The sequence below is a fragment of the Bradyrhizobium sp. genome (assembly GCF_049581145.1).
Classification (GTDB): domain Bacteria; phylum Pseudomonadota; class Alphaproteobacteria; order Rhizobiales; family Xanthobacteraceae; genus Bradyrhizobium.
Genome location: NZ_JBAURI010000734.1, coordinates 1 through 22,778, shown reverse-complemented (window position 1 = coordinate 22,778; position 22,778 = coordinate 1). Strand labels below are relative to the sequence as shown.

30 protein-coding genes are annotated in these 22,778 nt (G+C 61.2%); 18 read left to right on the top strand and 12 right to left on the bottom strand.

The window, feature by feature from the left end:
• On the bottom strand, positions 1–274 hold a 274-nt coding region (locus tag WCB02_RS24060), incomplete at its 3' end, for a hypothetical protein (RefSeq protein ID WP_423962084.1).
• A 256-nt stretch (positions 275–530) separates the two neighbouring features.
• Between WCB02_RS24060 and WCB02_RS24055 the strand changes: the two genes are divergently transcribed.
• The 3 genes from WCB02_RS24055 (at position 531) to WCB02_RS24045 (ending at position 3,763) form a co-directional block, all read left to right on the top strand.
• Positions 531–821 (top strand): helix-turn-helix domain-containing protein, encoded by a 291-nt coding sequence (locus WCB02_RS24055; protein WP_423962083.1) that lies wholly within the window; start codon positions 531–533, stop codon positions 819–821.
• Positions 822–1,472: 651 nt separating this feature from the next.
• Positions 1,473–3,071: an adenylosuccinate synthetase gene (locus tag WCB02_RS24050; RefSeq protein WP_423962082.1), complete on the top strand. Its 1,599-nt coding sequence runs from the start codon at positions 1,473–1,475 to the stop codon at positions 3,069–3,071.
• Positions 3,068–3,763, top strand: a complete 696-nt coding sequence (locus WCB02_RS24045) for a DUF7002 family protein (protein WP_423962080.1) — start codon at positions 3,068–3,070, stop codon at positions 3,761–3,763. Before WCB02_RS24050 ends, WCB02_RS24045 begins: the two co-directional genes overlap by 4 nt.
• Positions 3,764–3,771: 8 nt before the next feature.
• On the opposite strand, the gene WCB02_RS24040 is transcribed toward WCB02_RS24045, so the two are convergent.
• Both WCB02_RS24040 and WCB02_RS24035 read right to left on the bottom strand, forming a co-directional pair.
• A complete protein-coding gene (locus WCB02_RS24040) occupies positions 3,772–5,115 on the bottom strand; it encodes a hypothetical protein (protein WP_423962078.1) in 1,344 nt (447 codons plus the stop codon).
• Between the two features lie 121 nt (positions 5,116–5,236).
• Positions 5,237–5,800, bottom strand: coding sequence for a hypothetical protein (locus tag WCB02_RS24035; RefSeq protein ID WP_423962077.1), 564 nt, complete (start codon positions 5,798–5,800; stop codon positions 5,237–5,239).
• Positions 5,801–5,860: 60 nt separating this feature from the next.
• Here WCB02_RS24035 and WCB02_RS24030 point away from each other — a divergent pair, with 60 nt between their 5' ends.
• Both WCB02_RS24030 and WCB02_RS24025 read left to right on the top strand, forming a co-directional pair.
• On the top strand, positions 5,861–6,262 hold the full coding sequence (locus tag WCB02_RS24030) for a hypothetical protein (RefSeq protein ID WP_423962076.1): 402 nt from the start codon (positions 5,861–5,863) through the stop codon (positions 6,260–6,262).
• Positions 6,263–6,844: 582 nt separating this feature from the next.
• The gene (locus WCB02_RS24025; RefSeq protein WP_423962075.1) at positions 6,845–7,042 is read left to right on the top strand and encodes a hypothetical protein; all 198 of its coding nucleotides are present in this window, start codon (positions 6,845–6,847) and stop codon (positions 7,040–7,042) included.
• A 191-nt stretch (positions 7,043–7,233) separates the two neighbouring features.
• Here WCB02_RS24025 and WCB02_RS24020 read toward each other — a convergent pair whose 3' ends face one another.
• The 6 genes from WCB02_RS24020 to WCB02_RS23995 form a co-directional block, all read right to left on the bottom strand.
• Entirely contained in the window at positions 7,234–7,506 is a 273-nt protein-coding gene (locus WCB02_RS24020) for a hypothetical protein (RefSeq protein ID WP_423962074.1), read from the bottom strand.
• Positions 7,507–7,631: 125 nt separating this feature from the next.
• Entirely contained in the window at positions 7,632–8,297 is a 666-nt protein-coding gene (locus tag WCB02_RS24015) for a peroxiredoxin-like family protein (protein ID WP_423962085.1), read from the bottom strand.
• Between the two features lie 664 nt (positions 8,298–8,961).
• Positions 8,962–9,288 carry a hypothetical protein gene (locus WCB02_RS24010; protein ID WP_423962072.1) on the bottom strand — a complete coding sequence of 109 codons (327 nt, stop codon included), beginning with the start codon at positions 9,286–9,288 and terminating at the stop codon, positions 8,962–8,964.
• Positions 9,289–9,661: 373 nt separating this feature from the next.
• The gene (locus WCB02_RS24005) at positions 9,662–10,144 is read right to left on the bottom strand and encodes a DUF1348 family protein (protein WP_423962070.1); all 483 of its coding nucleotides are present in this window, start codon (positions 10,142–10,144) and stop codon (positions 9,662–9,664) included.
• Positions 10,141–10,581 (bottom strand): hypothetical protein, encoded by a 441-nt coding sequence (locus WCB02_RS24000; protein ID WP_423962067.1) that lies wholly within the window; start codon positions 10,579–10,581, stop codon positions 10,141–10,143. The genes WCB02_RS24005 and WCB02_RS24000 overlap by 4 nt, the downstream gene beginning before the upstream one ends.
• A 62-nt stretch (positions 10,582–10,643) precedes the next feature.
• Complete coding sequence (locus WCB02_RS23995) at positions 10,644–11,189, bottom strand: carboxymuconolactone decarboxylase family protein (RefSeq protein ID WP_423962066.1); 546 nt, start codon at positions 11,187–11,189, stop codon at positions 10,644–10,646.
• 136 nt (positions 11,190–11,325) lie between these two features.
• Between WCB02_RS23995 and WCB02_RS23990 the strand changes: the two genes are divergently transcribed.
• A complete protein-coding gene (locus WCB02_RS23990) occupies positions 11,326–12,249 on the top strand; it encodes a LysR family transcriptional regulator (protein WP_423962065.1) in 924 nt (307 codons plus the stop codon).
• On the opposite strand, the gene WCB02_RS23985 is transcribed toward WCB02_RS23990, so the two are convergent.
• Positions 12,176–13,090: a LysR family transcriptional regulator gene (locus tag WCB02_RS23985; protein ID WP_423962063.1), complete on the bottom strand. Its 915-nt coding sequence runs from the start codon at positions 13,088–13,090 to the stop codon at positions 12,176–12,178. The two genes, WCB02_RS23990 and WCB02_RS23985, sit on opposite strands and share 74 nt — an antisense overlap.
• A 142-nt stretch (positions 13,091–13,232) precedes the next feature.
• On the opposite strand from WCB02_RS23985, the gene WCB02_RS23980 reads away from it, so the two are divergent.
• The 11 genes from WCB02_RS23980 (at position 13,233) to WCB02_RS23930 (ending at position 20,802) form a co-directional block, all read left to right on the top strand.
• Positions 13,233–14,336 (top strand): NADH:flavin oxidoreductase, encoded by a 1,104-nt coding sequence (locus WCB02_RS23980; protein ID WP_423962062.1) that lies wholly within the window; start codon positions 13,233–13,235, stop codon positions 14,334–14,336.
• A 710-nt stretch (positions 14,337–15,046) separates the two neighbouring features.
• A complete protein-coding gene (locus tag WCB02_RS23975) occupies positions 15,047–15,343 on the top strand; it encodes a putative quinol monooxygenase (protein WP_423962061.1) in 297 nt (98 codons plus the stop codon).
• 105 nt (positions 15,344–15,448) lie between these two features.
• Positions 15,449–16,165, top strand: a complete 717-nt coding sequence (locus WCB02_RS23970; protein WP_423962059.1) for an alpha/beta hydrolase — start codon at positions 15,449–15,451, stop codon at positions 16,163–16,165.
• A 96-nt stretch (positions 16,166–16,261) separates the two neighbouring features.
• Positions 16,262–16,858 (top strand): redoxin domain-containing protein, encoded by a 597-nt coding sequence (locus WCB02_RS23965; RefSeq protein WP_423962057.1) that lies wholly within the window; start codon positions 16,262–16,264, stop codon positions 16,856–16,858.
• A gap of 25 nt (positions 16,859–16,883) precedes the next feature.
• On the top strand, positions 16,884–17,258 hold the full coding sequence (gene gcvH / locus WCB02_RS23960; protein WP_423962055.1) for a glycine cleavage system protein GcvH: 375 nt from the start codon (positions 16,884–16,886) through the stop codon (positions 17,256–17,258).
• A 144-nt stretch (positions 17,259–17,402) separates the two neighbouring features.
• The gene (locus WCB02_RS23955) at positions 17,403–17,684 is read left to right on the top strand and encodes an L-histidine N(alpha)-methyltransferase (RefSeq protein ID WP_423962053.1); all 282 of its coding nucleotides are present in this window, start codon (positions 17,403–17,405) and stop codon (positions 17,682–17,684) included.
• Positions 17,621–17,950 carry an L-histidine N(alpha)-methyltransferase gene (locus WCB02_RS23950; protein WP_423962051.1) on the top strand — a complete coding sequence of 110 codons (330 nt, stop codon included), beginning with the start codon at positions 17,621–17,623 and terminating at the stop codon, positions 17,948–17,950. Before WCB02_RS23955 ends, WCB02_RS23950 begins: the two co-directional genes overlap by 64 nt.
• A 278-nt stretch (positions 17,951–18,228) precedes the next feature.
• Positions 18,229–18,534, top strand: coding sequence for a DUF2282 domain-containing protein (locus WCB02_RS23945; protein WP_423962048.1), 306 nt, complete (start codon positions 18,229–18,231; stop codon positions 18,532–18,534).
• Positions 18,535–18,582: 48 nt separating this feature from the next.
• Positions 18,583–19,503, top strand: a complete 921-nt coding sequence (locus WCB02_RS23940) for a DUF692 domain-containing protein (protein WP_423962046.1) — start codon at positions 18,583–18,585, stop codon at positions 19,501–19,503.
• Positions 19,493–20,290, top strand: coding sequence for a DNA-binding domain-containing protein (locus tag WCB02_RS23935; protein WP_423962045.1), 798 nt, complete (start codon positions 19,493–19,495; stop codon positions 20,288–20,290). The genes WCB02_RS23940 and WCB02_RS23935 overlap by 11 nt, the downstream gene beginning before the upstream one ends.
• Entirely contained in the window at positions 20,287–20,802 is a 516-nt protein-coding gene (locus WCB02_RS23930) for a DoxX family protein (protein ID WP_423962043.1), read from the top strand. The genes WCB02_RS23935 and WCB02_RS23930 overlap by 4 nt, the downstream gene beginning before the upstream one ends.
• A gap of 66 nt (positions 20,803–20,868) precedes the next feature.
• Here WCB02_RS23930 and WCB02_RS23925 read toward each other — a convergent pair whose 3' ends face one another.
• The gene (locus tag WCB02_RS23925; RefSeq protein WP_423962041.1) at positions 20,869–21,132 is read right to left on the bottom strand and encodes a type II toxin-antitoxin system VapC family toxin; all 264 of its coding nucleotides are present in this window, start codon (positions 21,130–21,132) and stop codon (positions 20,869–20,871) included.
• Positions 21,133–21,252: 120 nt separating this feature from the next.
• Positions 21,253–22,176 (bottom strand): LysR family transcriptional regulator, encoded by a 924-nt coding sequence (locus WCB02_RS23920; RefSeq protein ID WP_423962039.1) that lies wholly within the window; start codon positions 22,174–22,176, stop codon positions 21,253–21,255.
• 143 nt (positions 22,177–22,319) lie between these two features.
• Between WCB02_RS23920 and WCB02_RS23915 the strand changes: the two genes are divergently transcribed.
• A partial coding sequence (locus tag WCB02_RS23915) for an alpha/beta fold hydrolase (RefSeq protein WP_423962038.1) occupies positions 22,320–22,778 on the top strand: 459 nt, incomplete at its 3' end.

The following is a 22,778-nucleotide window of genomic DNA, read 5'->3' as shown; positions in this document are numbered from 1 at the left end:
TGAAACTTTCGTCATGAGCGCCCCTTAACTTGCCAGTCAACGGGCACACCTTCTCACGCGTCAGAAAGATGCGGAAGGCGCGGTTGGTTGGACGCTTACAAGTCATCGTCGTCGTGCGCGACAGCTTTAATGAAGGCCGTCCTGACGCCGCTGGGATCGCGGAAACTGCGGTATCGGTGCATGATGGGCGGCTGGGCGCCACGCCGGGATCCACCGCGACCTCGATAACGTCGATCGGCCGCCAGCCGCCGATGGCGTCGTAGAACTCACCCATCCACTCCAGCTCACGCCTGGTAAAGGCTTGTCGCGCCGCGCTTCCAAGCAGACTGAAGCCCGCTGAAAAATTCGTTGCAAACTCATCAGTCTTCCTTGGTCGCAAAAAAAATCCCTTCGCCGGTCATATCCAAATGCGCTCGAACACCCGTCACCGTGCGCGGTTGTGCGCGGGAGCCCTCGGGCGTCCGCATTGACGTTGATTGCCGCACTGGCAAACTCTCCTCCCGTCGAGTTCTTGTGATGTAGGAGGGGCCATGGGATACAGTCGAAGAGGGAAAAATGTAAAAGGAGGCTTGCCGAACACTCCATCCAATCCGCCATCTGAAGAACCAAAGGCGATTCCATTTGTCCAACGGCTTACCTGCACGATTAACGAAGCACGCGAGGTCACCGGCTTGGGACGCACGAAGCTCTACGAGTTGATAGGGACAGGGCATCTCACCACGACAACCGTAGGACGTCGGCGGTTAGTGCTTGTGAGCTCGCTCCGGGCACTGCTCGACGTGAACCCCTCAGAGCCTGGAGGTATGAAGAAGATTTGGTAGCACTTCGCGGCTTGTGAGACGTTGCCATTGTTGTCCGTCTGTTTCTGTCCCAATCCGCCAAGGGGCTATGGGTAACTCCGTGGAACTGTCAGTCCGCAAGTCGCCGAACCAATTGAAGATAAAGAGATACTTGAAATCGATTCGCGGACTCCCCACTCTCACCGCCGAAGAACTGGCGCCTGCACTGGTTCTACTGACCGAGACAAAAGAGGCCGGAAAGAGGAAGGCTCGGCCAGGCGCGGGGCACGTGTTTTCGAGAACGGTATGCCGCCTTCGAACAGGAGATCAGAAGAACTTGGCGAACGATCGTCCTGGGCTGAGAGATTGAAGGACTTGGGCGATGAGTTTCCCAACACTCCCATCGACAATATGAGTTTTCCGCAAGATTGGAAGACGCGCACGGCATAGAAAAGCTGATCTGATCGGCCGTGCGTCGGGCCGAGGGCGGCGACGACTGTTGGCAATCCAAATCAGTTCTACATCCTGCAGTGCACCAACTTGGATGGGGGGTATGCCGCGGTGCACCGCTTGCGCGTGCCGCTTGGGGCCGCGAAGATTCCTTGATACTTAGTCGGGAAGATTGGTTCGGTGTGGACAAGAGCGGCACCCAACACTTACTTTGCGCAAAGCGTTTCAATCAGAGGTTTATGCGTGCGCTACATTATTGCGATCTCGGGGCCGGTTGCGGCCGGAAAGTCGGCCTTGGCCGACGAGCTACTTCGTAGGTTCAGTTCCCATCGGATTTCCACGCGAACGTTATTGTTGAACGAGGGGTGCCCGAACGAGCGCGATGCGCTGATCGAGGCGGGCAAGCGCTTGGATGTGGACACCGACGGTCGATGGGTCCGCGACGGCATCGCTCGATATGTCGCCGAGCACGAAAGCAAGGACGTGATCCTGGTCGATGCGATCAGGACCGCGCGGCAGGTCGCGCACCTCCGCGAGACATACGGCGATCGGCTCGTCCACGTGCATGTCACGGCACCTCTCGAGGTGGTCAAGAAGCGCTACGAAGACCGCGGTTCTGTCACCGACACCGGCATGACGTACGATCAGGTCAGAGCCGATCCGACCGAAGCCGGCGTGTGGTCGCTAGACGGCACGGCTGACAGGGTGGTCGAAAACCACAATCGGGAGCCCGCATCTTTGCTTGCTTTGGCGGTCGCGGGGCTCGAGCTCTTCCCGGGGGCCGCCGTTCCGCTCGTCGATGTGATTGTGAGTGGGCAGTATGGTAGTGAAGGCAAGGGGCATATCTGCGCCCACATCGCGACGGAATACGGCATCCTGGTGCGGGTCGGTGGTCCCAACGCGGGCCACCAGGTCGCGGACCCTCGATACAATTACAGACAGCTGCCGTCCGGAACACAGTCTAATCCGGATGCGAGGATATTGATCGCGGCCGGATCGACGATTTCGCCCACGAGAATTCTCCGCGAGATCGCCCAGTGTGGCGCCGCGCATCGCATCGTCATCGACGAGCAAGCCATGGTGATCGAAGAGGCCGACATCGCGTTCGAGAGCCGCGAGGGCGGTCTCGGAACGATCGGTTCGACGAAACAGGGCGCAGGATCCGCCTTGGCGCGCAAAATATTGAATCGAGGCGAGCAGCCGATGCTGGGCGGCCCGGTCCGATTGGCGAAGGATCATCCCGACCTGTTGCCGTTCGTCGGCTCGGTCGGGCGGGAACTCGAGAATGCGTATTCCTCAGGAACGCGTGTGATGCTCGAAGGCACCCAAGGTACCGGACTCAGTATCCATCATGGCCACTATCCGAACGTTACGGCGCGCGAGACTACGGCGGCTGGCTGTCTGGCGGACGCGGGCATAGCTCCTTCGCGCGTGCGTCGGGTAGTTATGGTTATGAGGCGATATCCCATCCGGGTCGGCGGCAAGTCGGGCCCGATGGGAATCGTTCTCGATTTCGAGACAATATCCAAACGTTCGGGCGTGCCGTTGGACGATATTCTAAGAACCGAAGTGGGGTCAGTTTCGGGCAATCAGCGAAGGATCGCCGAGTTCGACTGGGAGCAGCTTCGTCGTTCGTCGATCCTCAACGGGGCTACCGACATTGCACTGTCGTTTTCGGACTACATCAGCGTCAAGAACCGCAAGGCCCAAATCTTCGACATGCTCACGGCCGAAACACACGAATTCATAGCTTCCGTCGAGGCGGTTGCGAACGCGCCAGTGTCGCTGATATCGACGCAGTTTGCCAAGTCTGGTGTCATCGATCGAAGGGAGTGGCGGTGACCGAAGAAGATCTGCTGAAGAACTATCCGCGCCTCTACCATATGGCAGAAGACGCGAGTTGGGAATCGGTCGCCCGCCACGGTCTGCTGTCGACGACTGCACTGCTCGACCTCTACGAACTCGAGGGCGAGGAACGGCGTAAGCTGGAATCCGAACGCCGACCGGAGTCGGTCAAGATATCGCGGGACGGGTTGCCGGTGGCCATGGTCCGCGACCAGAAGCCGATGACCCGCTCTGCGCTGGAGAAATGCCTAACAGACGGCACGACGCCTGAAGAGTGGTTCGAAACGTTGAACGCGCGGGTGTTCTTCTGGCTCTCCAAGGATCGGCTTCAAGGGCTGCTCAGTGCACGGGCCTATCGCCACAAACCGCAGACCGTCATCACGCTGGATACGGAGAGCTTGGTCGCTGTGCATCGCGACGTCATCACGCTCAGTCCGATCAACAGCGGCGCCACGATCTACAATCCAGTGCCGAGGGGACGCAGCACGTTCATGCCCATCGCTGACTTTCCCTTCGACGAGCGCCGCAAGAAGCTGAAGAAGCCGATCAAGGACGCGGTAGTCGAGCTGACCGTGATGGGTGGCGTGCCTGACATCGAGGCTCACGCTCTGGTAGCGCATCGCGTTTTCGGAGGCGAGAAAAAAGTGCTTTGGCGGCGCAAAGGCAGCGATCCGACCGAGGGACCGTAGTCGGCGGCCTACGCCGCCGAGCTCTCGGTCAGACGAGCAGGGCGTCGATGCTTGCGCAGCAGGTCGGCCACATGTGACGTCAAGCCGACTTCGCCGCGGATGTGGACGCCGACGCCCGATGGCAGGCGGTGCAGCAGGCTGCGGAGTTCTTCCAGGCCGCTCGACACGTCGAACGTCTCCCAGCGTTCGGCTTCGCCCGGAACGAGCGTGGACGCCGCGCTGTCCGTGGCGCCCTTGTGGAGTTGGGCGATCCAGACGCGCTTGCCGTCGTGGACCCATTCGAACCGCACCGGCCCGAGCCGCTCCTTCGTCTGCTGATAGATGGCCTCGACGTCGCTCACGACGTTTCGCGGCAGGCGTTCCGGCACCTTCTGGCCGAGCATGAAGCGATCGCCTTCCCCGGCGACACCTTCGACCACGACCTCGCCCCGCGCATCCGTGATGGCCGCGCCAGCGAAAGACGCAGGGATTGCAGATTGTGAGAGCACCGCCGGAATGGCTTCGCCGCTCGGGTCCTCCGCGTTAAGCAGGCGGAATGGATCGAGCCAGCCTTTGACGGTGGTGAATCTGCCGGGCTCTTGTTCGCGCGGGCACGTTCGTGTCCACACTTCCTTCGACGAGGTCGCTTCGCCGAACGTGAACGGCGCGATACGCCGCGAAATGCAGGTCGTCCGGGGAACGGGAAGGCCCATGACGTGGGCGATCAAAAGACCGAACGTCTTGTCGCCGATCAATCGGCTGAAGCGGTTCGGCCATCTGACGGCCGCCATGGCGGGCGCGCTGTCCGACCCTTCGTATTCCCACATCAGGGTGTGGGTTCGTCGCCAGCCACGCGGCTTGGGATGAATGCTGAACTCGAGCCGCCCGCGACCGGCGTCGACGGTTTCGACCGGGATGCCGTACACCGTTTGGATCAGAGCGAGAGCCCAATCCAGCGGGAGAGATGCCGTGCCGCCCTTTTCGACGCAGCGCGGAGTGTCGTCCGGCGCGAACTCGGCCACGCCGCCCTGGATGACGCCAGACACGCCGCCGTCGGAGACGTCGACCGTCTCGTTCGCGATGACGAAGAGACCCTCGGCCGACATGCGTCGGACCAGCTTTTCGACCTTCGTGAGATCGGACAGGCCGTAATGGAAGTCGCGGCTTCTCGGACTGTCTGGCGTGAAGCTGCGCAGATTTATCGTCCCTTCGGGACTTTGCTCGATGAGGCTGCGGAGCGCGTCCGCCAAGGTCGGAAACTTGTGGTTCGCGTCGAACCCGGCGACGCGGCAGAATTCCTGGCGCGGTTGATTTGCATCGGGGGAGAAGCTTACGAATTGCGCGACGTTCCCGACGCGAGCGAGTTCGTCCAACGAAACGTCCTTACGCAATGACATCGACCCGGCCCCTGTTACGCATCCCGCTTCGGCATAAAGGCGCAAACAGCCGTGCGCTCCAACCTTTCCGGAGAAATATCACCGCCTTTCACCGGGTCTAGGATTGTCCCTTGACAATCCTCTCTCGCCGCAAGGTCTCGAACCGATCGAGCCACATCCGTTTGGCCGTTTCCGGTTGGAGGTGCCGAACCAGGATCGGAGCCGGCGCTATGGTCAACCCCGCGAGCCAGCCGTCCGTCCCTGGCGGCATAATCTGTCTTTGCTCGGCAGCGAGCACCCGCAGGTCGGCTTCCTTGATCTGAGGGGGAAGAGGAGACGCGATGCCGAACCGCTTCAGGACAGCATCCTGGACCGCAGCTTCGATCCGCTTGAAGTCGGGAAGCATCTGCTTGAGCGGGCGGGTGACGTCGCCGATGAAGGCCTCGGCCGCATCGTGCAGGAGCGCTTCGAACTCGAATCCTTCGGCGACGTCGCTGACCAACAGGCTATGTTCGGCCACCGAGTAGAACCGGCTGCATTGCCCGGAATACCGGCAAATGTGCGCGAGTCCGTGGGCGATGTCCTCGGCCGTGAAGTCGCTGGTGTGCGGCGAGGCGAAATCGAACCATGCGCCGCTATGGAGCATGATCGACGGTCCCACTTCGACCTTGACTGCGACCATCGCGCTCTTCTTCCAGGACATCGGACCCCGTCAATATAATTCGGCGCGCCATTCAACGCCATGGCTCGCAACCTACAACAATGTTTGTTGCATATAAAACAAAAATGTCGCAAATGGAGACATTCTTCCTCCTCTCACAATGCGGTCATGCCCCGGGGAAAGGTCGATCACTCCGCCGTCGCGCGGCTGCGGGAGTTCGCTGGCGAGCATCCCCAGTGGAGCAAGCGGGAACTTGCGCGTCGGCTTGATGTGAACCACTCGCTGGTCACCAGGGCTCTGGCCGGGCACCCCGTTACGGATGCAAGTGCGAAGCTGATCGGTCAGGGTCTAGATCGGCTTGGGAGCGGCGATAAACATTCGGTCGATGTTGCATTTGCAGCAGAGTTGTTGCATTTGCTTCAGCAGGCGCTGTCGTCGCTGGATCGTTCGCGCAGGACGAAAGGCCGACGCCGTACATCGTGACGGTACGAAGCCGCGGAAGGCGATCGGCAACGCGCCGGACTATCGGGCTGGCGCGACGGCCCGGCTAGGCGCGTCCGAGCTTATCGACGATGGAGCTCACACCACTCCGCGTTCCCAGCGGCAATGTTCAGATTAGATACTCGCCCTATAGAGCGACCCTAAAGTCGGGAAGTTTAGATTTAGAGCGAGCTCGCTCATTCGTCGTTCGTGACTCTGCTGACAAAATTCGCCGCAATCGTCCGTCTTTTTCCGCTACAATTCGCCGTCCGGACGCGGGTACCGTCCTGGGCGCTTGGCGTCCTGACTCAGCTAACCGATTGAACCAACGTTAAAATCTGGTTCGTGGGTGCGGACTCCCTCTCCGCCACTCAAAGTTGCGACGAAAACACCTTCGAATTCAACGGTTTCCAGATGCGTCGGGTTCTTCCGATGGCGCACTGTCCACTCAGTTGTGCCACGCTGCGCCGCGATTCTCGACTCGAATGTCAGGGCGTCTGAGGGCGTTTCGGGTCGATCTGAATCCTTGCGCGCAGCGCCTCGATTGATGCCCGCGTTGTCCGGGAAAGCGACCGGACTGCACTCGTGAAGAAGCCGAAGGAGAAGGGGTTTCAGGTGCCCGACTGCAACGAGATATTGAAGTCGGATATTCCGGCCGTCGCCGAACTGATCGGGCGCACCGCGCGATGGGTCCATCCTGACACGTTCCGCGCGCTGCCGGTCTGGGCGCCGTACGCGGCACGCGGTCAGCCGCTCTTCGACGCGGGATGGTCGCGGCGCTAGCCTTCTCAACTGGTGCTGATAGGGATATGAAACCGCGCTGGCCTTGTCACAATGGCGCCTCAAGGTTCGTGAACACGGCTTTAGCTGGAAGGCCGTGTTTAGCTGGAAGGCCGTGAACAGACCGAATGGCGGCTTGCATGCGACAAGAATCGAGCCAAAACGAACCCTTCGTCGTTCTACCGGCGAACGCGTTATTGCTTTCTTTCTGCCAGCTCCTTGAGCGCCCGTAGCCATTCTTGGTGCGAATTGCGGAGCGTGGCGCGCGTGCGCGCCCCGATAAGAAACAGCAGCAAACCTCTCTGTGCTTCTTCTGTGATCACATGACAGCCGCCCGGCGTGGGTTCGATGTACCAGGCATGTGAGCCGCTTGTGCCGGCAGGTCCCTTTGCCGACCAGATGAGCATTTGGTCGAGTGCTTCGCTGCCTGGCGAAGGCTTCGATGTTGGGATGCCACGATCGCCCATCGTAGGTCCCGATGCTCGATACTCACAACTCGGTACCCTGTCCGAGATGCCCTCTCCAGTTGTCAAACCGGATCTCTGGCGCCTCGGAGCACCGAAGATCCGGCTTGCGGAGCAACGAAAGGAAACTACGCGACCTGCCGGCGGCTCAGTTGATCCAGAACAGGAAAGATGGCCGACGGCTCGGGCCGCCGAGTGTAATCGGCATTCACCTCGGCGTAGGCGATCGTGCCGTCCTGCGCGATGACATACCGGGCGGGCATAGGCAGGGTCCAGCTGTCCTCGCCGTTGAATTTCGTCAGGTCCGCACCGAGTGCTTTTTGGACCTCACGCAGATAGTGCGGCAAGGTCCAGCGCACGCCGAACCGAGCGGCGACTTCCCCACCATGATCGCCCAGGATCGGGAACCCGAGCCTGTTCTGCCGCTGCGATTTACGGCTATTGGGCGCCGTCTGCTCCGAGACCGCCACCAGACTCGCGCCGCGTGACTCGATTTCCGAGCGGGCTTCTTCCAGCGCGCTGAGGTCGAAGTTGCAGTAAGGACACCAGACGCCCCGATAGAAAGTGACGACGAGCGGCCCTTTGTCGAGCAACAGCTTGGAAGATACGGGATTGCCATCAGGGTCGGGCAGGGTGAACTCCGGCGCAAGGTCCCCCACCTTCAGTGCCCGGTTCTGAGCGCCTGAAGCGATCAGTTCGTTGGTGGAGCGATGGAGAGCTTCGACTGTTGCCGGCGGGGCGAGGTTGGTTTCGAATTCCAATTTCAGCGCATCGAGCTTGCCTTGCAGCGGCAGCCCGGATTTCGAGATTGAGGCGAGAGTTTCTTGAAGGGCCATCCAATATCTCCTTGCTCAAGGAAGGCCTCGACTTCCGATTCCTTACCTTGCATTGCCGTCAACTCAAAGTTGAACCCAGACTGCACCATCTCGTCATTCCAGGAGGTGGCAAGCAAGGCTTCAGCGGAGCCCATATTGTCAGAACCAGAGCCGTATTGGAAGGCGTTTTTATCAAAAGGCCGTTGTCAGTGATCTGTCAACGCGGCCTTCCTTGTCAGTCTTTGGCCATATTGTAGTCAATTATATCAATGATTTATGCCGATTATTGAGTGATGCTCGCCACATACTCAAGCTTGTGCTGTTCAATAATATCATCTCAATGTGACTACATGTGACGCCGACTGTTTCAGGCATCTTGGGTCGGGCCTGACGGAACTGCAAACGGGCGAATGGCGATGGATGCGCTTTTTGGCAACGGCGGTCGCAGCCGATCATGATCTGACGCGCAGCGAGCAACGGCAGGTCGTTCTCGCTTCGACGCTGGTGACGATTTTCGAAGGGTATGATTAAAACTCGGAAGTCAGCGGATCCTCGAGTCATATGCCGAGCGAACGAGCACTTCGTCTCGTTCGATGCGGAAAGCCGCACCCGCTTCCAACTGTTTGGTTGTCGAGATGCGGCGCTACGTCTGCTCGCCGGCCTCTTCAGTTTCCGAGAGCGCACGATAGCGCGCCAGATCGGGGTCGCCGTCCATGTAGAGTCCGATGAAGCCCCGGTAGCCGAAATCATCGCGGATGAGCACGAGTAGCCGATCCAGATCCTTGTAAGTTCGGTCTTCCTTGTCGGCCCAGGTCCGTAGCGGCAGGAATTCGCGACGCCAACTCGGCCGAACATATGCCAAGTGCTCGGCCGCACCGCCGATTGTCTTGGTGATGATGAGGACATTGCGCAGGTGCCCGCCACTCTGCAGCTCGTGCTTGATTTCCCCTTCCTGTAACCCATTCGCCAAGGGCCGCTCCCGCTCGTTGATCGCCCAAAGGCAGCTACGGGACACAGATTTCGTTCCGCTGACAGTCAGAATATACCCATAGGTCTTTTATCAAAAGCGCCTCGCGCCGTCGCACCATTTCGCGTCTACCCAGCCAAGGCGTCTCGCCGGCTCGATAATCAGCAGCTAGAACAATGATTTAATAGGACAGCGCTGGGACGGCAGAGACCGCCCGGACGGATTGGGAACTATATCGCCGCCTGATGGAGAGCCCTTTTATCAAAGGACCGTAACGTGCTGCCCCAAAGCTTCCTTCCCTGAGCGTGCCCGCAGGCCCCCCGCTTTGAGCAGGCGGCCGCCGAGGCCGGGCCAAGTCAAAGCGCCGACACCGCCCTCATAGCCCCAATTCACTAAGGCCAGGGTGGTCGGCGGGGCGGGGCCCGGTGCGATCCCAATAGAACTTTCGATCCGTGGCGCCGATCGCGACGTCGTTGATGCTGGCGTGCCGCTCGCGCATCAGACCTTGCCCGTCAAAGGCCCAGTTCTCATTGCCGTAGGATCTGAACCAGGCCCCTGTCAGGTCATGCCATTCATAGGCAAAGCGCACGGCGATACGGTCTTCGGTGAACGCCCAGAGCTCCTTGATAAGCCGGTAGGCGCTTTCATGCGCCCACTTTCGCTGCAGGAACGAGACGATCGCCGCTCGGCCTTGAAGGAATTCGCTCCGATTGCGCCACCGGCTGTCCGGAGTGTAGGCGAGCGACACCCGTTCCGGATCGCGGCTGTTCCAGGCGTCCTCGGCCTTCCTGATCTTCTCGATCGCGGTTTCGCGCGTGAAGGGCGGGAAAGGCGGTCGACCGTCGTTGGAAGTGCTCAAGGGGTGATCTCCGGCATGTGTGAGCGAGCGATCTGCTTGCGAAGAACCTTCAGCTCGGCCTCCGCTTCGGCAAGGCGCTCCCGAAGGATGGACATCCCGGCGGCGACCTCGGAAGCGGTCGAGCGCGGAGTGATGTGTTGAGGACAATTCCAGTCGAAGCTCTCGAGCTTGAGGATGATGGCCCGTTCAGGCCGCCCCTTATAGCCGGGCGACGAAAGCCGCTCGGCGAGCTGAGGCTCAGCGGCGAGATCGCGGGCGCTCATGTGCGCCAGAATCTTCAGGCGCTGGCGATTGGGATCGTCCATCAGGAACAACGCTGCATGATCGTCCGAGGAACGGTGACCGCTGAAGCGCTCCCACATCTCGAGGCTGCCGTTGGCGGCCTGTGCGGTCCGCACGCCCGGTGTCGAGAGGATGTCGAGAAACCCGTAAGCCATGACGGTGACCTCGACCCAAGGGGCGGCTGTCGCCGGGCGCTTCCCGCCGAGAGCCCGTTGCTTCAGGCCGCTTCGTCGGTGCGGACGACCGGGAAATCGATCTCCGTGCCGGCGACGATATTGACCATGTTGGTGAAGACGTTCTCGGCCACCACGGCGACGATCTCGATGATCTGCGCGTCGGTATAGCCCGCCGCCCGAACCGCCTTGAGCTCGGCTTCGGCCGCGCGCCCGTGATTTTCGGCGATCTTGCGGGCGAACGCGACGGCCGCGTTGGCTTTGGGGTCGGACGAGGCGCCACGGCGGTTCAGCGCGATCTCCGCGCTGTCGATCTTGGCCAGGTTGAGGCCGAGATAGGTGTGGGCGGACAGACAGTAGTCGCAGCCATTGACCTGGGCGACCGCGATGGCGATACGTTCGCGCGTCTTGACGTCCAGTGCCTTGCCCAGAGCGCCGTTGAGGCCAAGGAAGCCTTGCAGGGCGGCCGGGCTCAGGCCGACGAGACGGAAAAGGTTGGGAACGACGCCTAATTGCTTTTCCACGGCGTCCAACAAGGGCTGGGATGCGGCGGGAGCGGCTTCACGGGCGGGAACGGGTATGCGGGACATGGCATCCTCCAAGGGGTTCGATCCGGCGGCGCCGGCCTCCCACGAGAAGTAAGGCCACGCATCGGGTGCGATAATCGAGATTGTTGACAAGTCTTTATTGTCAACTACGCAATAGTGGATGGACCGACTTGAGACCATGCGCGCCTTCGTCGCCGTCGCCACCCTAGGCAGCTTCGCTGAGGCGGCCCGGCAGTTGCGGCTATCCCCCTCTGTCGTGACCCGCTCGGTCGCGGACTTGGAAGAGAGGCTGGGGCTCGTCCTTCTCAATCGAACCACGCGCTCGATCCGTCTGACCGAGCGTGGCGAGATTTATCTGGATAGCTGCCGGCAAGTGCTGGAGGACATTGAAGGGGCCGAGCGCCGCGTCCGGGGCGAGGACGCCGAGCCACGGGGGGCACTGAAGGTCGCCGCGCCGATCCTCTTTGGTCGGCTTCATGTGTTGCCGATCATCACCCGGATTTTGACGAAGCATCCGGGCCTGACGATCCATTTGACGCTCTCGGATCGCAACGTCCATCTCGCGGAGGAGTCTGTGGACGTGGCAGTCCGCGTCGGCGACCTGGCCGACAGCAGCTTGATAGCGATCCGCCTTGGGTCCGTCAGCCGAGTCCTGGTGGCGAGCCCCGGATATCTGGAACGTCGCGGAATACCGAAGGCGCCAAGCGACCTATCGGGCCACGACATTATTGCTTTCGAGAGCCTCGACGCGACCAACGAATGGCGCTTCGGGACGGCCGGCAAACTTGTTCGTGTCGAGCCCCGACTGACCGTGAACAGCGCTGATGCGGCAATCGCGGCCGCGGAAGCGGGCCTCGGCATCTGCAGGACTCTATCCTACCAGGTGATGTCCAGCGTGCTGGCCCGCCGCTTGGCCCCGCTCCTGGTTGGTTACACCCCCGAAAAGCTGCCGGTCTGCGCGATCTATCCCGCGCGCCGGATCGCCTCGACCAACCTCGGCGCCTTTGTCAAAAACGCCCGGGAGTATTTTAGGGATGAGCCGCTTGTTCCGATAGAGGATTGGGAGATCCCCGCAAGCCGCGATCTCGCAATGCATCGATAAAGGCCCGCACCCGGGCAGGCATTTGGGTGCGGGTCGGGAAAACGGCCCATATCCCAACTTCCAGCGGTTCGACGTCAGCGAGGACGATGCGCTGCAATTCTCCATGAGCAATCTGCTTGTGCACGTCCCAGTAGGTCAGCATGGCGATGCCGACGCCCGCGATGCAGGCCGCTCGCACCGCGTCGACGGTGTTGGCCGAGAAGGCGCCGCTAATGCGAACTGGGTGCGGTTCGCCACCGCGCGTGAATGGCCAGGTGTCCATCGCATGAAGCTTAATACAGGGGTGGCTCACCAGGTCTTCTGTCGTCGCGGGATGTCCGAAGCGTGCGACGTAGCCCGGCGATGCGATGAGCGTAAACGGGTTGTCAGCCACCCTCGTCGCGATCATGTCCGAAGGCTTCATCTGCTTGACGCGAACGGCCACATCGAGCCCTGCCGTCGCAATGTCGATGACACTGTCGCTCAGAGTCAGGTCAACCCGTAGCGCGGGGTTGTCGGCGATCAACTCGGCCACGACAGGGACAACGACGGAGTGGCCGATGACATTCGGCGCTGTAATCTTCAATACGCCCGAGAGGCCGGAGCCACCGGACGAGATCGAGTCGAGCGCCGAATCGCGAGCTTCTATGAGGGTGACCGCGTGAGGCAAAAAAGCCTCTCCCTCGGGAGTGAGGGACAGGGACCGCGTCGTGCGGTGGAACAAGCGCGCGCCCAACTCGGCCTCGAGGCCTGCCAACCTGCGGCTGACCAACATCGGCGTCGTGCCCATCTCACGCGCCGCAGCCGACAGGCTGCCGACGGATGCAATGGCGCGAAACAGAGCCACATCTGCGAGATTCATATTTTAACGCTAAACGATATATTGCTTATCGTCCATCCCATCTTCTGCGCCGCGCCCGCAAAAGATAAGTCTCGGCTCAACAAGCGAATGATCCTCGCTTTCGCGCTGAAAGCGCCAGATTTATGCTTCTGGAGGCCGGACGATGGACATTGATACCAGTACGCTTTTCGCGCCGATCGTTATAAACGGTCATGCCGTGAAGAACCGCCTCTCCGTCGCGCCGATGACGCGTGTCACGGCGACCCAGGACGGCCGTGCGACTGAGACGATGACCCGCTACTACGAGCGCTTCGCGCGGGGCGGCTTCGGGACGGTCAGCACCGAGGGCATTTACACCGACCAGGCGTTCGCACAGGGCTACATCCATCAGCCCGGCATGACCGACGAGGCACAGTCCAATTCGTGGAAGCCGATCGTCAGCGGCATCAAGGCGCACGGCGCGTTTGCCATCGCCCAGATGATGCATGCCGGTGCGATCAGCCAGGGCAATCGCTTTCGCGACGGCACGGTAGGCCCGTCTGCCATTCAGCCCAAGGGCAAGCAGATGACGTTCTATCATGGCAAGGACCGCTACGTTCTGCCGGCAGCGATGACGGAAGAGCAGATCGCCGACGCCATCAACGGCTTCGCCGAGTCGGCGGGACGCGCCATCGAGATTGCCGGGTTTGACGCTGTCGAAATCCACGGCGCCAATGGCTACCTGCTCGACCAGTTCATGACCGACTACGCCAACATCAGGACCGATGAGTGGGGCGGCGCCACGGAGAACCGCGTGCGACTGACTCTCGAAACCTTCAAGGCGGTGAGAGCGAGGGTCGGCGCCAAGGTCCCGGTCGGTGTCCGCATCTCGCAGGGCAAGGTGAACGACTTTGACCACAAGTGGGCGGGCGCGGAGCGCGATGCGGAAATCATCTTCGGCAGCCTTGCCGAAGCCGGTGCGGACTTCATCCATGTGACCGAATATGAGGCGTGGAAGCCGGCATTTCCTTCGGGTGGTCCGTCATTGATGCAACTCGCCAAGCGCTACGCTCCCAAGGCAGCGGTCCTTGCCAATGGCAGCCTGCATAAGGTCGAGCAGGCGCTGGCTGCGCTCGACGACGGCGCCGACATCGTCACCATCGGCCGAGGGGCGCTGGCCAATCCCGACTTTCCCCGGCGTTTGTCTGAGCACGTCGCCCTCAGAGACTTCGACCCGACGATCCTTGGGCCTATCGCCAACGTCAAGGAAACCGAGCTCGCGATGTGACGGCGGTCCGATTGCCGCGCCAATCGGATTAGGGGCGGTAGCATCAGTCAACGCTTCCACAAAGTATTCGAAGAGTGGGATGCGAACTATTTGGCGGTTTGATCTGTAACGAAAATCACAGTCCTTCACGCATCTGAAGATCGCTTCCTTAGCGCAAAGAGGAGATCATGGCAGACTCGATTGCTGACGCCGCGGTAGCGCTCTCGCTCATGCAGGAAGCGCTGAGGCTGCTTGACGCGCCTGAACATGCCGGGGTCGCGGCTCATCTCCAAGACGCGATCAACGAGTTGTCCTCGGGGAGGGCCGCAGGAGCGGCACTGTCTCGCGGGACCGAGTCCCCGGGGGAGCCCTGAAGCGTGGCGCGTCCCAAGCCTCCGGCAGCAGCAGGTTCTCAAGATTGAGATCGCGCGCTTCAGGGGACTGCACCGCCCTGGCCTTTGCAAGCACAAGGACGTTCTCCAATATCGAGGAGATGAATGCTGTTGTGCGCACCTTGCGATGGACGCCGAAGGGGCGACAAAACTGAATTAATATGCTGAATATATTACATAGTTTTGATTTTTCCGAAAATTACGCGGCGCACCAAGCGGCAAAATCTAAAATGCGTTTTTAATAAAACGCCTTTTCTATCGGCTCAGATTTTGGTAGGAACGGCACCGTGGCCCGCTGCGAGCGTACCTCGGTCAGATGTCAACGGAAGGAACGAAGAGATGGTGAAGTTTGGCTTCTATGTTGAGCTGAAGGCAAAGCCAGGCAAGCAAGCGGACGTCGAGGCTTTCCTGAAACAATCCGCCGCGTTGGCGAAGGACGAGGCCGGTATCGTAAGCTGGTATGCCGTCAAAGAAGAAGAGCCGGGTGTGTTCGGCATCGTCGACACGTTCGCTGACGAAGTCGCGTGGAACGCGCACGCGAATGGCGAGCTTGCAAAGGCGCTGTTCGGCAAGGCCGATGAGCTGTTCTCCGAACCACCCAAGGTGCACCGACTTCAAATCGTCGCCCTGAAGTAAAACGCCGCTACGCCTTCCAGTACTGAACAGATGATTTTGGGCGGTTGGCGCAAAGACCACGCCAGCCGCCCATCCCCAGCGCTACATTCCTAGGAAGGAACCACAATGGCTGTTGAACCGACGATCGTGCTCGTGCACGGGGCTTTCGAGGACGCGTCGATCTGGTGGGGCGTGATCGAGCGGCTACAGCCCAAGGGCCACCTCCTTATGGCCTTCGGCAATCCTTGCCAGGGCGTCGCTGTCGACGCCGCCTACCTGCGCAGCGTGTTGAGTAGGATCGACGGGCCGGTGTTACTGGTGGGTCACTCCTATGGCGGAGCCGTCATCACGCAGGCGGGCGACGATCCCAAGGTCAAGGGTCTCGTCTACGCGGGGTCGATCTTGCCCGCGGTCGGAGAGTCCTCCACGACTTCGGTATCGCGCTTCCCTGGCAGCTCTTTCTTCACGTCCGTCGAACAGACCGACTATTCTCTGCCGGACGGGACCTCCGGCTCCTACTTGCTCTACCAGGTGGACAAATTCCACGCCGAAACCTCCGCCGACGTGCCGGCCGACCGGGCCGCTCTGATGGCGGTCACTCAGCGCCCCATGCACGCGGCAGCCCTGAACGAGCCGGTGACAGTGGCGGCGTGGACGAGCAAGCCGAGCTGGCAGGTCAGGACCCTGGACGATGTGGGCATCCCCCCGGCGACCCAGAAGTTCGAAGGCGACCGCGCCGGCTCTCACGTCACTGAAGTCCACTCTTCGCACGCCGTCACCGTCTCTCACCCGGACGTCGTGGCCGACGTGATCGAACAGGCTGTCCGCGCTGTTGTGTCCTAAACGGCGGTTTGTCGAGCGTCGGTTCCCGCGCCGCGCAGACGCCGTCCTCCAGAAGGTCATCGGGAAGCACTACCCGATAAACGTAAGAGGGATTCTATGCGAAGCGACATGATTCCGGGGGCCGTTTTCCCCGACTACGAGCTCTCCGACCATACCGCGAAGCGCCGCAAGCTTTCGGCTCTTCAGGGACAAAACCCGATGGTGCTCGTCCTCAGTCGCGGTGGGTACTGCCCCAAGGATCGCCAACAGCACCAGAGACTCCTGGATCTCCACGACGAGATCGAGGTTGGCTATTGCCGCCTCGTCACGATCAGCACCGACAACATTACCGAAACCAATGAATACCGCAGCGGTGTCGGCGCTCATTGGCCCTTCCTTTCAGACAGCGGGCGTACCGTCCAAAAGGACCTCGACATCGTCGAATATACGGATCCGCACCACAACCCGATGATCCCTCATGTGATTGTCCTGGAGCCGGGTCTTGTGGTCTACAAGATCTACAACGGCTACTGGTATTTCGGCCGGCCGAGCATGGACGATCTCCGCCGGGATCTGCGTGTCGTCACCCAGAAATGCAGGCCTGACTGGGACATCACAGCGCCGGAACTCAAGGCGGCGTGGCAGGAGGGCCGCAAGGACCTCTTCTATCCCTACGGCAAGACCTATGCCCAAACCATTGGTGAACAGGATTAGAGGTCTGACCTCTGGAGGATTCGAAATGAGCAGCGTGCGCTTCAACAAGGAACACCTGTGGGTACGCCTGGAGGGCGGCGAGGCCGTCGTCGGCATCACCGAATATGCCCAGACGCAGCTTGCCGAGGTCGTCCATGTCGACCTTCCGCAGATGGGAAAACGCTTTGAACAGGGCAAAGAGGTCGCGGCCGTCGAATCGGTGAAGGTGGCGAACGGTCTCAACGCACCCATCTCCGGCGAGGTTACGGGCGTCAATGCGGCGCTCACTGACGATCCGGCAAAGGTCAACTCGGATCCGATGGGCGAGGGCTGGTTCTTCAAGCTCCGCGTCACCGATACGAAGGAGTTCGACGCGCTCCTGGATGAGGCGGCGTACAAGCAATTCGTCGACACCCTCTAGGCATCGAAACAGTGAAGGACCCACGCTTGCTGGCGTCGCCAAAGCATTGCGATCGGCTGGTGACGCGCTCGCGACGGCGTCGAACATTCCCAATACTTGCTGTGCCTGTTCGATCTGGAGCTGCCTGATCGTGAGCGCCATCCGTTGACTGCGACCGATCCGCACCAGCGCCGGGCCTTGGCCGGCCTGCGCTTGGCCCGGGATGGCGGGGGCGAGCCGGCTGACGCCCTGCGCGAGGACGCCTTGGCCGGGCTGTCGGCCTCGCCTAAGCGCCTGCCCGGCAAGTATTTCTATGATGAGCGCGGTTCGGCCCTGTTCGAGGCGATCTGCGAGATTGAGGAATATGACCGACGCGCACCGAATTGGCTCTGCTGCAGGCCTGCGCTCTCGACATCGCGCGCCAGATTCCCGATGACGCGGTCCTGATCCAATTCGGCAGCGGCGCCAGCCTCAAGACCCCGGTTGTTGCTCGACGCCGCGCCACAATCGGCGCCCATGCGCCAATCGACATCAGCTGGTCGGCGATTCAGCCGGCCGCTGATCGCGCCCGGTGTCATGACGTCGCCCATAGCGGTTCCGTCCAGGCGCCGCTAGTCGCGTCCGGTTGCAGACAATGGCTTAGATGGACGGCCATGAGTGAGCGAGCCGCCGTCCGCAGACGCTCTGGGCCAGTGAAACTGACGGTCCTCTGAAGGCTCGTTTCAGACCTGTATTTGACTGTGCGCATATGCAATATCTCGCACATGAACGCTTTGTGCGCCCATCCTGACGCGGAGCCGGTGGAGCGGATAGGAACGAAAAACCCCAGATATAATCGGAGATATGATCTTCGTCTGACAAGAATTGCCGCGCCAAGCGGCGAAGGCATGAATGCGTTTTTATAAAAACGCTTTTACTTGCCGCCCTGTTTTTGGTAGGAGCGTATGCCCGATGTGTCCGGTCCGGACGCGTCTCTGCAAGGAGAGTCCTAATGTCTATCCAGAAAGTTGTTGCCTCGGCCGTGCTCGCCAGCGCCATGGCCACCGCCCTCGCTTCGATGGCGAGCGCGGCCCCCTTGACCAAAGCCGAAGGCGAGGCCGCCATCGCCGCGCACAAGGAGAAGTGCTACGGCGTCGCCCTGAAGGGGCAGAACGACTGCGCCGCCGGTCCGGGCACCACGTGCCAAGGCACCTCGACCGTCGATTTCCAGAGCAACTCCTGGAAGTTCGTTCAGGGAGGGACCTGCACTTCGATCCATCTCCCGAACGGAAAGACCGGTGCGCTGACGGCAAGCTGATCCGACCTCGTGCATCTTTAACCGTGGCCGGAAGTCCGGAGCACTTCAATGAACGCTGACTTTCCCCTCATTGCTGCGTCCAAGGCTGTCTCTCGCCTTCCGGTGCACGCCGTCCACGGACTGGCGGGCACAAGCTTCAAACATGAGCATCTCGCGGCAATTCTCGACGACCGAGCCCCGCAAGGCTTCTTCGAGGTGCATGCTGAAAACTATATGGGCGCGGGCGGTCCTCCACATCGCGCCCTTGAGACGATCCGCCTTGAGCATGCAGTGTCGCTTCACGGCGTTTGCATGTCGATTGGCAGCCCACAGCCTCTCGATCGAACCCATCTCGCGCGCTTCAAGGCTTTGGTGGATCGCTACGAACCCGCGTTGGTGTCGGAGCATCTCGCTTGGTCGACACACGACACGACCTTTTTCAACGACCTGCTGCCGCTCCCCTACACTGAAGCGACGCTGGCGCGGGTCTGCGACCATATCGATCAGGTTCAGGACGCGATCGCTCGACCCGTTCTGCTCGAAAACCCCTCGACGTACGTCTTGTTCTCTTGTTCCACGTATAGCGAGACGGATTTCATCAGCGCCGTGGCACAGCGGACCGGATGTGGACTCCTGCTCGACATCAACAACGTCTTTGTTTCCGCGACCAACCACGGGTTCTCCGCTCTTGACTATCTTGCGAATTTCCCCATCGCGCGGGTCGGCGAGATACATCTCGCCGGCCATGCCGAGCAAGCCGACGATGAGGGCGAACAGCTTCTGATCGATAGCCACGACGGGCCGGTCGCAGATGCGGTCTGGAGGCTCTACGAGATCGTCATCGGCCGCGCCGGGCCCATTCCCACACTGATCGAATGGGACAGCAACATACCCGGCTGGCCGATCCTCAAGGCGGAAGCCGCCGCAGCGCAAGCGATTCTCAATCGTCGCGACGGTCAGCAGACCTGGGACAAAAGCCGTGCTGCTTGATCGCGCTTCCCGCACGTCTGCGTCGGACTTCCCCGCGTATTTCTCCGCAGCGCTGATAGATCCCGAGCAGCCAGTTCCCCCAGGTCTTACGGGTCCGCGCGGCAAGGGCGCTGTCAAGCGCTACAATGTCTACCGGAACAACTTCACCGTCAGCCTGATCGACGCTCTCGGCTCGATCTATCCCGCCATTCAGCGTCTCACAGGGGTTGAGTTCTTCCGCGCCATGGCGCGCTTCCACGTGCGGGAGACTCCTCCAGACTCGCTCCTCCTTTTCGAATATGGCCGTGATTTCCCCGCCTTTATAGAGCGCTATGAATATGCTCGGGAGCTGCCCTGGCTCGCCGACGTCGCCCGCATCGAACGGGCTTGGTTGGACGCGTACCACGCCGCGGACGACGATCCGCTTTCCGCCGACGCGCTGGCGGGCGTTCCACCGGACCAACTGAGTGAGATCGTCTTCGTACCTCACTCAGCGACGCGGGTCATCCAATCCGCCTATTCGGCGGCGACGATCTTTGTCGCGAACCGCGGTGAAGGACCGACAGAATCCGTAGATGCCAGCGAGCCCGAGGCCGTGCTGATCACGAGGCCGCACCTCGACGTCATGGTCCGCCACCTTCCTCCCGGCGCAGCTCTGTTCCTCCAGATGCTCGTTGAAAGCGCGACGCTCGGCGAGGCGGCCACGGCGGTGCTCGAAGAGGTTCCGACCTTCGACATCGGAGCCGCGATCGCCGCGATGATCGAAGCGGGCGCTTTCACAACTCTCACGATGCGAGACCCGACATGACCGCCACTCATTCCTCGGGCGCGGTCGACGCGTCGAAAACTCTGGCAATCAACCTGGTCGAGAGGGCCAACCGCCTTCTCATGGCTGTTGCCCGGCCATCGCTCGTCCAGCTTGCATTGCGTCTCGCGCTCGCCGTGCCGTTCTGGCGTTCAGGCATCCTCAAATGGGACGGGTTTCTGCATCTCAGCGACACGGCGGTGACGCTTTTCACTGACGAATTCATGCTGCACTTGCCTGGCGGCCCCTATTCTTTCCCAGCACCGACGGTGACGGCTTTCCTCTCTGGCTGTGGGGAAATCACGTTCCCCATCCTTCTGGTGCTTGGGCTGGGGGTGCGGTTCGCCGCGCTGGGCCTCCTGTGCATGACAGCGATCGTCGAACTCACGGTTCCGGACGGATGGCCCATCCATTTGACCTGGGCGGCAATGGCCCTCGCCATTGTCGCCTACGGTGCGGGGCGAGTGTCCATCGACTACGCCATCGCTCGGTTTTTCCACGCTTCCAAGCGATAGCAGGGCGCGAGTGGAGGCCGGGAAAGATTCCGCTCGCCAACACGCGGATGGCCGGTTGGCGGCGCTTCATAGCGTTGTTGACGAGGTTGTTCCGGATACGGTGCCGGGAAAGCGATGACGCTGATCGGCAGTATAGCGAGCCGTGCGCCCGCGTTCGCTGTCGATCTCACCCTTTGCCGCATACCGGCGGATGACCTGCGCAACTTCGATATCGAGCAGATGAGGCGCATGCCGCGTCTGCTGAGGTTCGAATAGCCGTTTTTCCACCGCCCGTGCCGCCGGTGTGCGGAGCAGCGCCTCGAGCAAGGCCGAGGCCTCGACGACGATCATGGGCGATCACGTTCAGCGCGGATTGCCCTAACTGGCGACACGGAGGGGGTCATTCCGGGGCGGCGCTCCAGGCGCGCGCGCAATTCACCGAAATCAAAGGTGAGACCGCTAGCGGGCGCGTCAGCGGCTTGCCGCAGAGTCCAGCGCGACGTCGACGAGCCGTTGACGCATGCGCGGTACGACGAAATCGACGAAAGCCCGCAACTTCAGCGGCAGCCGGTTCTGCGCGTCGTAGACGAGATGAACTGGACGAGGTTTCGGCTCGAAGGATTCGAGGACCAAGGCCAGCCGTCCTGCCCGAACGTGATCGGCGATCTGGTAGGACACCGCGCGGACGAGGCCGGCTCCGGAGAGGGCTGCATCGATGGCCGCGTCGATCGTGTTCACGCTGAGCCGCGAACGAAACGACGCGGTGATTTCCGATCCTGCGGATTCGAAGACCCATGAACTGAGGGCCGATATGCTCTGGAACGATATTACGCGGTGTCGCGCGAGGTCTTCGGGCTTCGACGGTGCCCCGTTCGCCGCGAGATAGCCGGGACTCGCGCATACGACATGCCGGACCGTCCCGAGCCGGCTCGCGATCAGACTGCTGTCGGGCAGGGGACCGATGCGCAGTGCGACGTCGACCTGGTCCTCCAGAAAATGCGTGACGCGGTCGGTCATGACTAAGCCGACCGAGACGTCCGGATAGGCTTCCAGAAAGCTGGTCACGACCGGAAGGACGTTGAGCCGCCCGAACATGATCGGCGCGGTGACGACGAGGTCGCCCTTCGGCTCCGTATATTCGCCCGATGCAGCGCGCTCCGCCTCGTTCAGCTGCTCCAGGATCGACTTTGCGGACGCCACGTAGGACCGTCCGGCCGGGGTCAATTCCAGTCCTTTTGCCGAACGCACCAGCAGCGTGGCTTTCAGGTGGGTCTCGAGTTCGGAGACCTTCCGACTGACCGTGGCCAACGGCAGGCGGAGATTTCTGCTGGCTTTGGAGAGGCTTCCGCTTTCCACCGCCGCCAACAGGACTGACATGGCATCGAGGCGGTCCAAAAAGGGCCTTCCAGGTTTCGAGAGGATTCCTCCCGATCTTATCGGCTATCGGGTCGTTCTGGAAAGCTCGAAAACACGGGTCATGGACACGACGGCGCGCAGCGCCAGCCCGCCGGATGATCCAAGCGCCAAGGAGAGCCCAGATGACCACGCAAACCCACCATCGGACCGCCATCGTGAACGGCCGCAAAATCTTCTACCGTGAGGCCGGAGACCCGGCGGCGAAGACCATCCTGCTGCTGCACGGACTGCCGACCAGCAGCCAGATGTTCCGCGACCTGATGCCGGCGCTGGCTGATCGCTTCCACCTGGTCGCTCCGGACTACGTCGGTTTCGGGCACTCGGACGCCCCTTCGAACAAGGAGTTCGCCTACACGTTCGACAACCTGGCCGCCCATGTCTCCGCACTGGTCGATGTGCTCGGTCTGAAATCCTACATCATGTACATGCAGGACTATGGCGGCCCGATCGGCTTCCGTGTGTTCGCGCAGCGCCCCGACCGCGTGAAGGGCTTCATCATCCAGAACGCCAATGCCTACATGGAAGGCGTTGGTGAGGCGCCGAAGAAGGTCCTGTTGCCGCTGTGGGAGAATCGCACGCCC

Bases quoted from the DNA above. Each gene is read 5' to 3' on its own strand.
- WCB02_RS24055 (WP_423962083.1), top strand. From the start codon at position 531: ATGGGATACAGTCGAAGAGGGAAAAATGTAAAAGGAGGCTTGCCGAAC.
- WCB02_RS24035 (WP_423962077.1), bottom strand. From the start codon at position 5,800: ATGGTCGCAGTCAAGGTCGAAGTGGGACCGTCGATCATGCTCCATAGC.
- WCB02_RS24030 (WP_423962076.1), top strand. From the start codon at position 5,861: ATGGCTCGCAACCTACAACAATGTTTGTTGCATATAAAACAAAAATGT.
- WCB02_RS24020 (WP_423962074.1), bottom strand. From the start codon at position 7,506: ATGGGCGATCGTGGCATCCCAACATCGAAGCCTTCGCCAGGCAGCGAA.
- WCB02_RS24000 (WP_423962067.1), bottom strand. From the start codon at position 10,581: ATGGCTTACGGGTTTCTCGACATCCTCTCGACACCGGGCGTGCGGACC.
- WCB02_RS23995 (WP_423962066.1), bottom strand. From the start codon at position 11,189: ATGTCCCGCATACCCGTTCCCGCCCGTGAAGCCGCTCCCGCCGCATCC.
- WCB02_RS23990 (WP_423962065.1), top strand. From the start codon at position 11,326: ATGCGCGCCTTCGTCGCCGTCGCCACCCTAGGCAGCTTCGCTGAGGCG.
- WCB02_RS23985 (WP_423962063.1), bottom strand. From the start codon at position 13,090: ATGAATCTCGCAGATGTGGCTCTGTTTCGCGCCATTGCATCCGTCGGC.
- WCB02_RS23980 (WP_423962062.1), top strand. From the start codon at position 13,233: ATGGACATTGATACCAGTACGCTTTTCGCGCCGATCGTTATAAACGGT.
- WCB02_RS23975 (WP_423962061.1), top strand. From the start codon at position 15,047: ATGGTGAAGTTTGGCTTCTATGTTGAGCTGAAGGCAAAGCCAGGCAAG.
- WCB02_RS23970 (WP_423962059.1), top strand. From the start codon at position 15,449: ATGGCTGTTGAACCGACGATCGTGCTCGTGCACGGGGCTTTCGAGGAC.
- WCB02_RS23965 (WP_423962057.1), top strand. From the start codon at position 16,262: ATGCGAAGCGACATGATTCCGGGGGCCGTTTTCCCCGACTACGAGCTC.
- gcvH (WP_423962055.1), top strand. From the start codon at position 16,884: ATGAGCAGCGTGCGCTTCAACAAGGAACACCTGTGGGTACGCCTGGAG.
- WCB02_RS23945 (WP_423962048.1), top strand. From the start codon at position 18,229: ATGTCTATCCAGAAAGTTGTTGCCTCGGCCGTGCTCGCCAGCGCCATG.
- WCB02_RS23940 (WP_423962046.1), top strand. From the start codon at position 18,583: ATGAACGCTGACTTTCCCCTCATTGCTGCGTCCAAGGCTGTCTCTCGC.
- WCB02_RS23930 (WP_423962043.1), top strand. From the start codon at position 20,287: ATGACCGCCACTCATTCCTCGGGCGCGGTCGACGCGTCGAAAACTCTG.
- WCB02_RS23925 (WP_423962041.1), bottom strand. From the start codon at position 21,132: ATGATCGTCGTCGAGGCCTCGGCCTTGCTCGAGGCGCTGCTCCGCACA.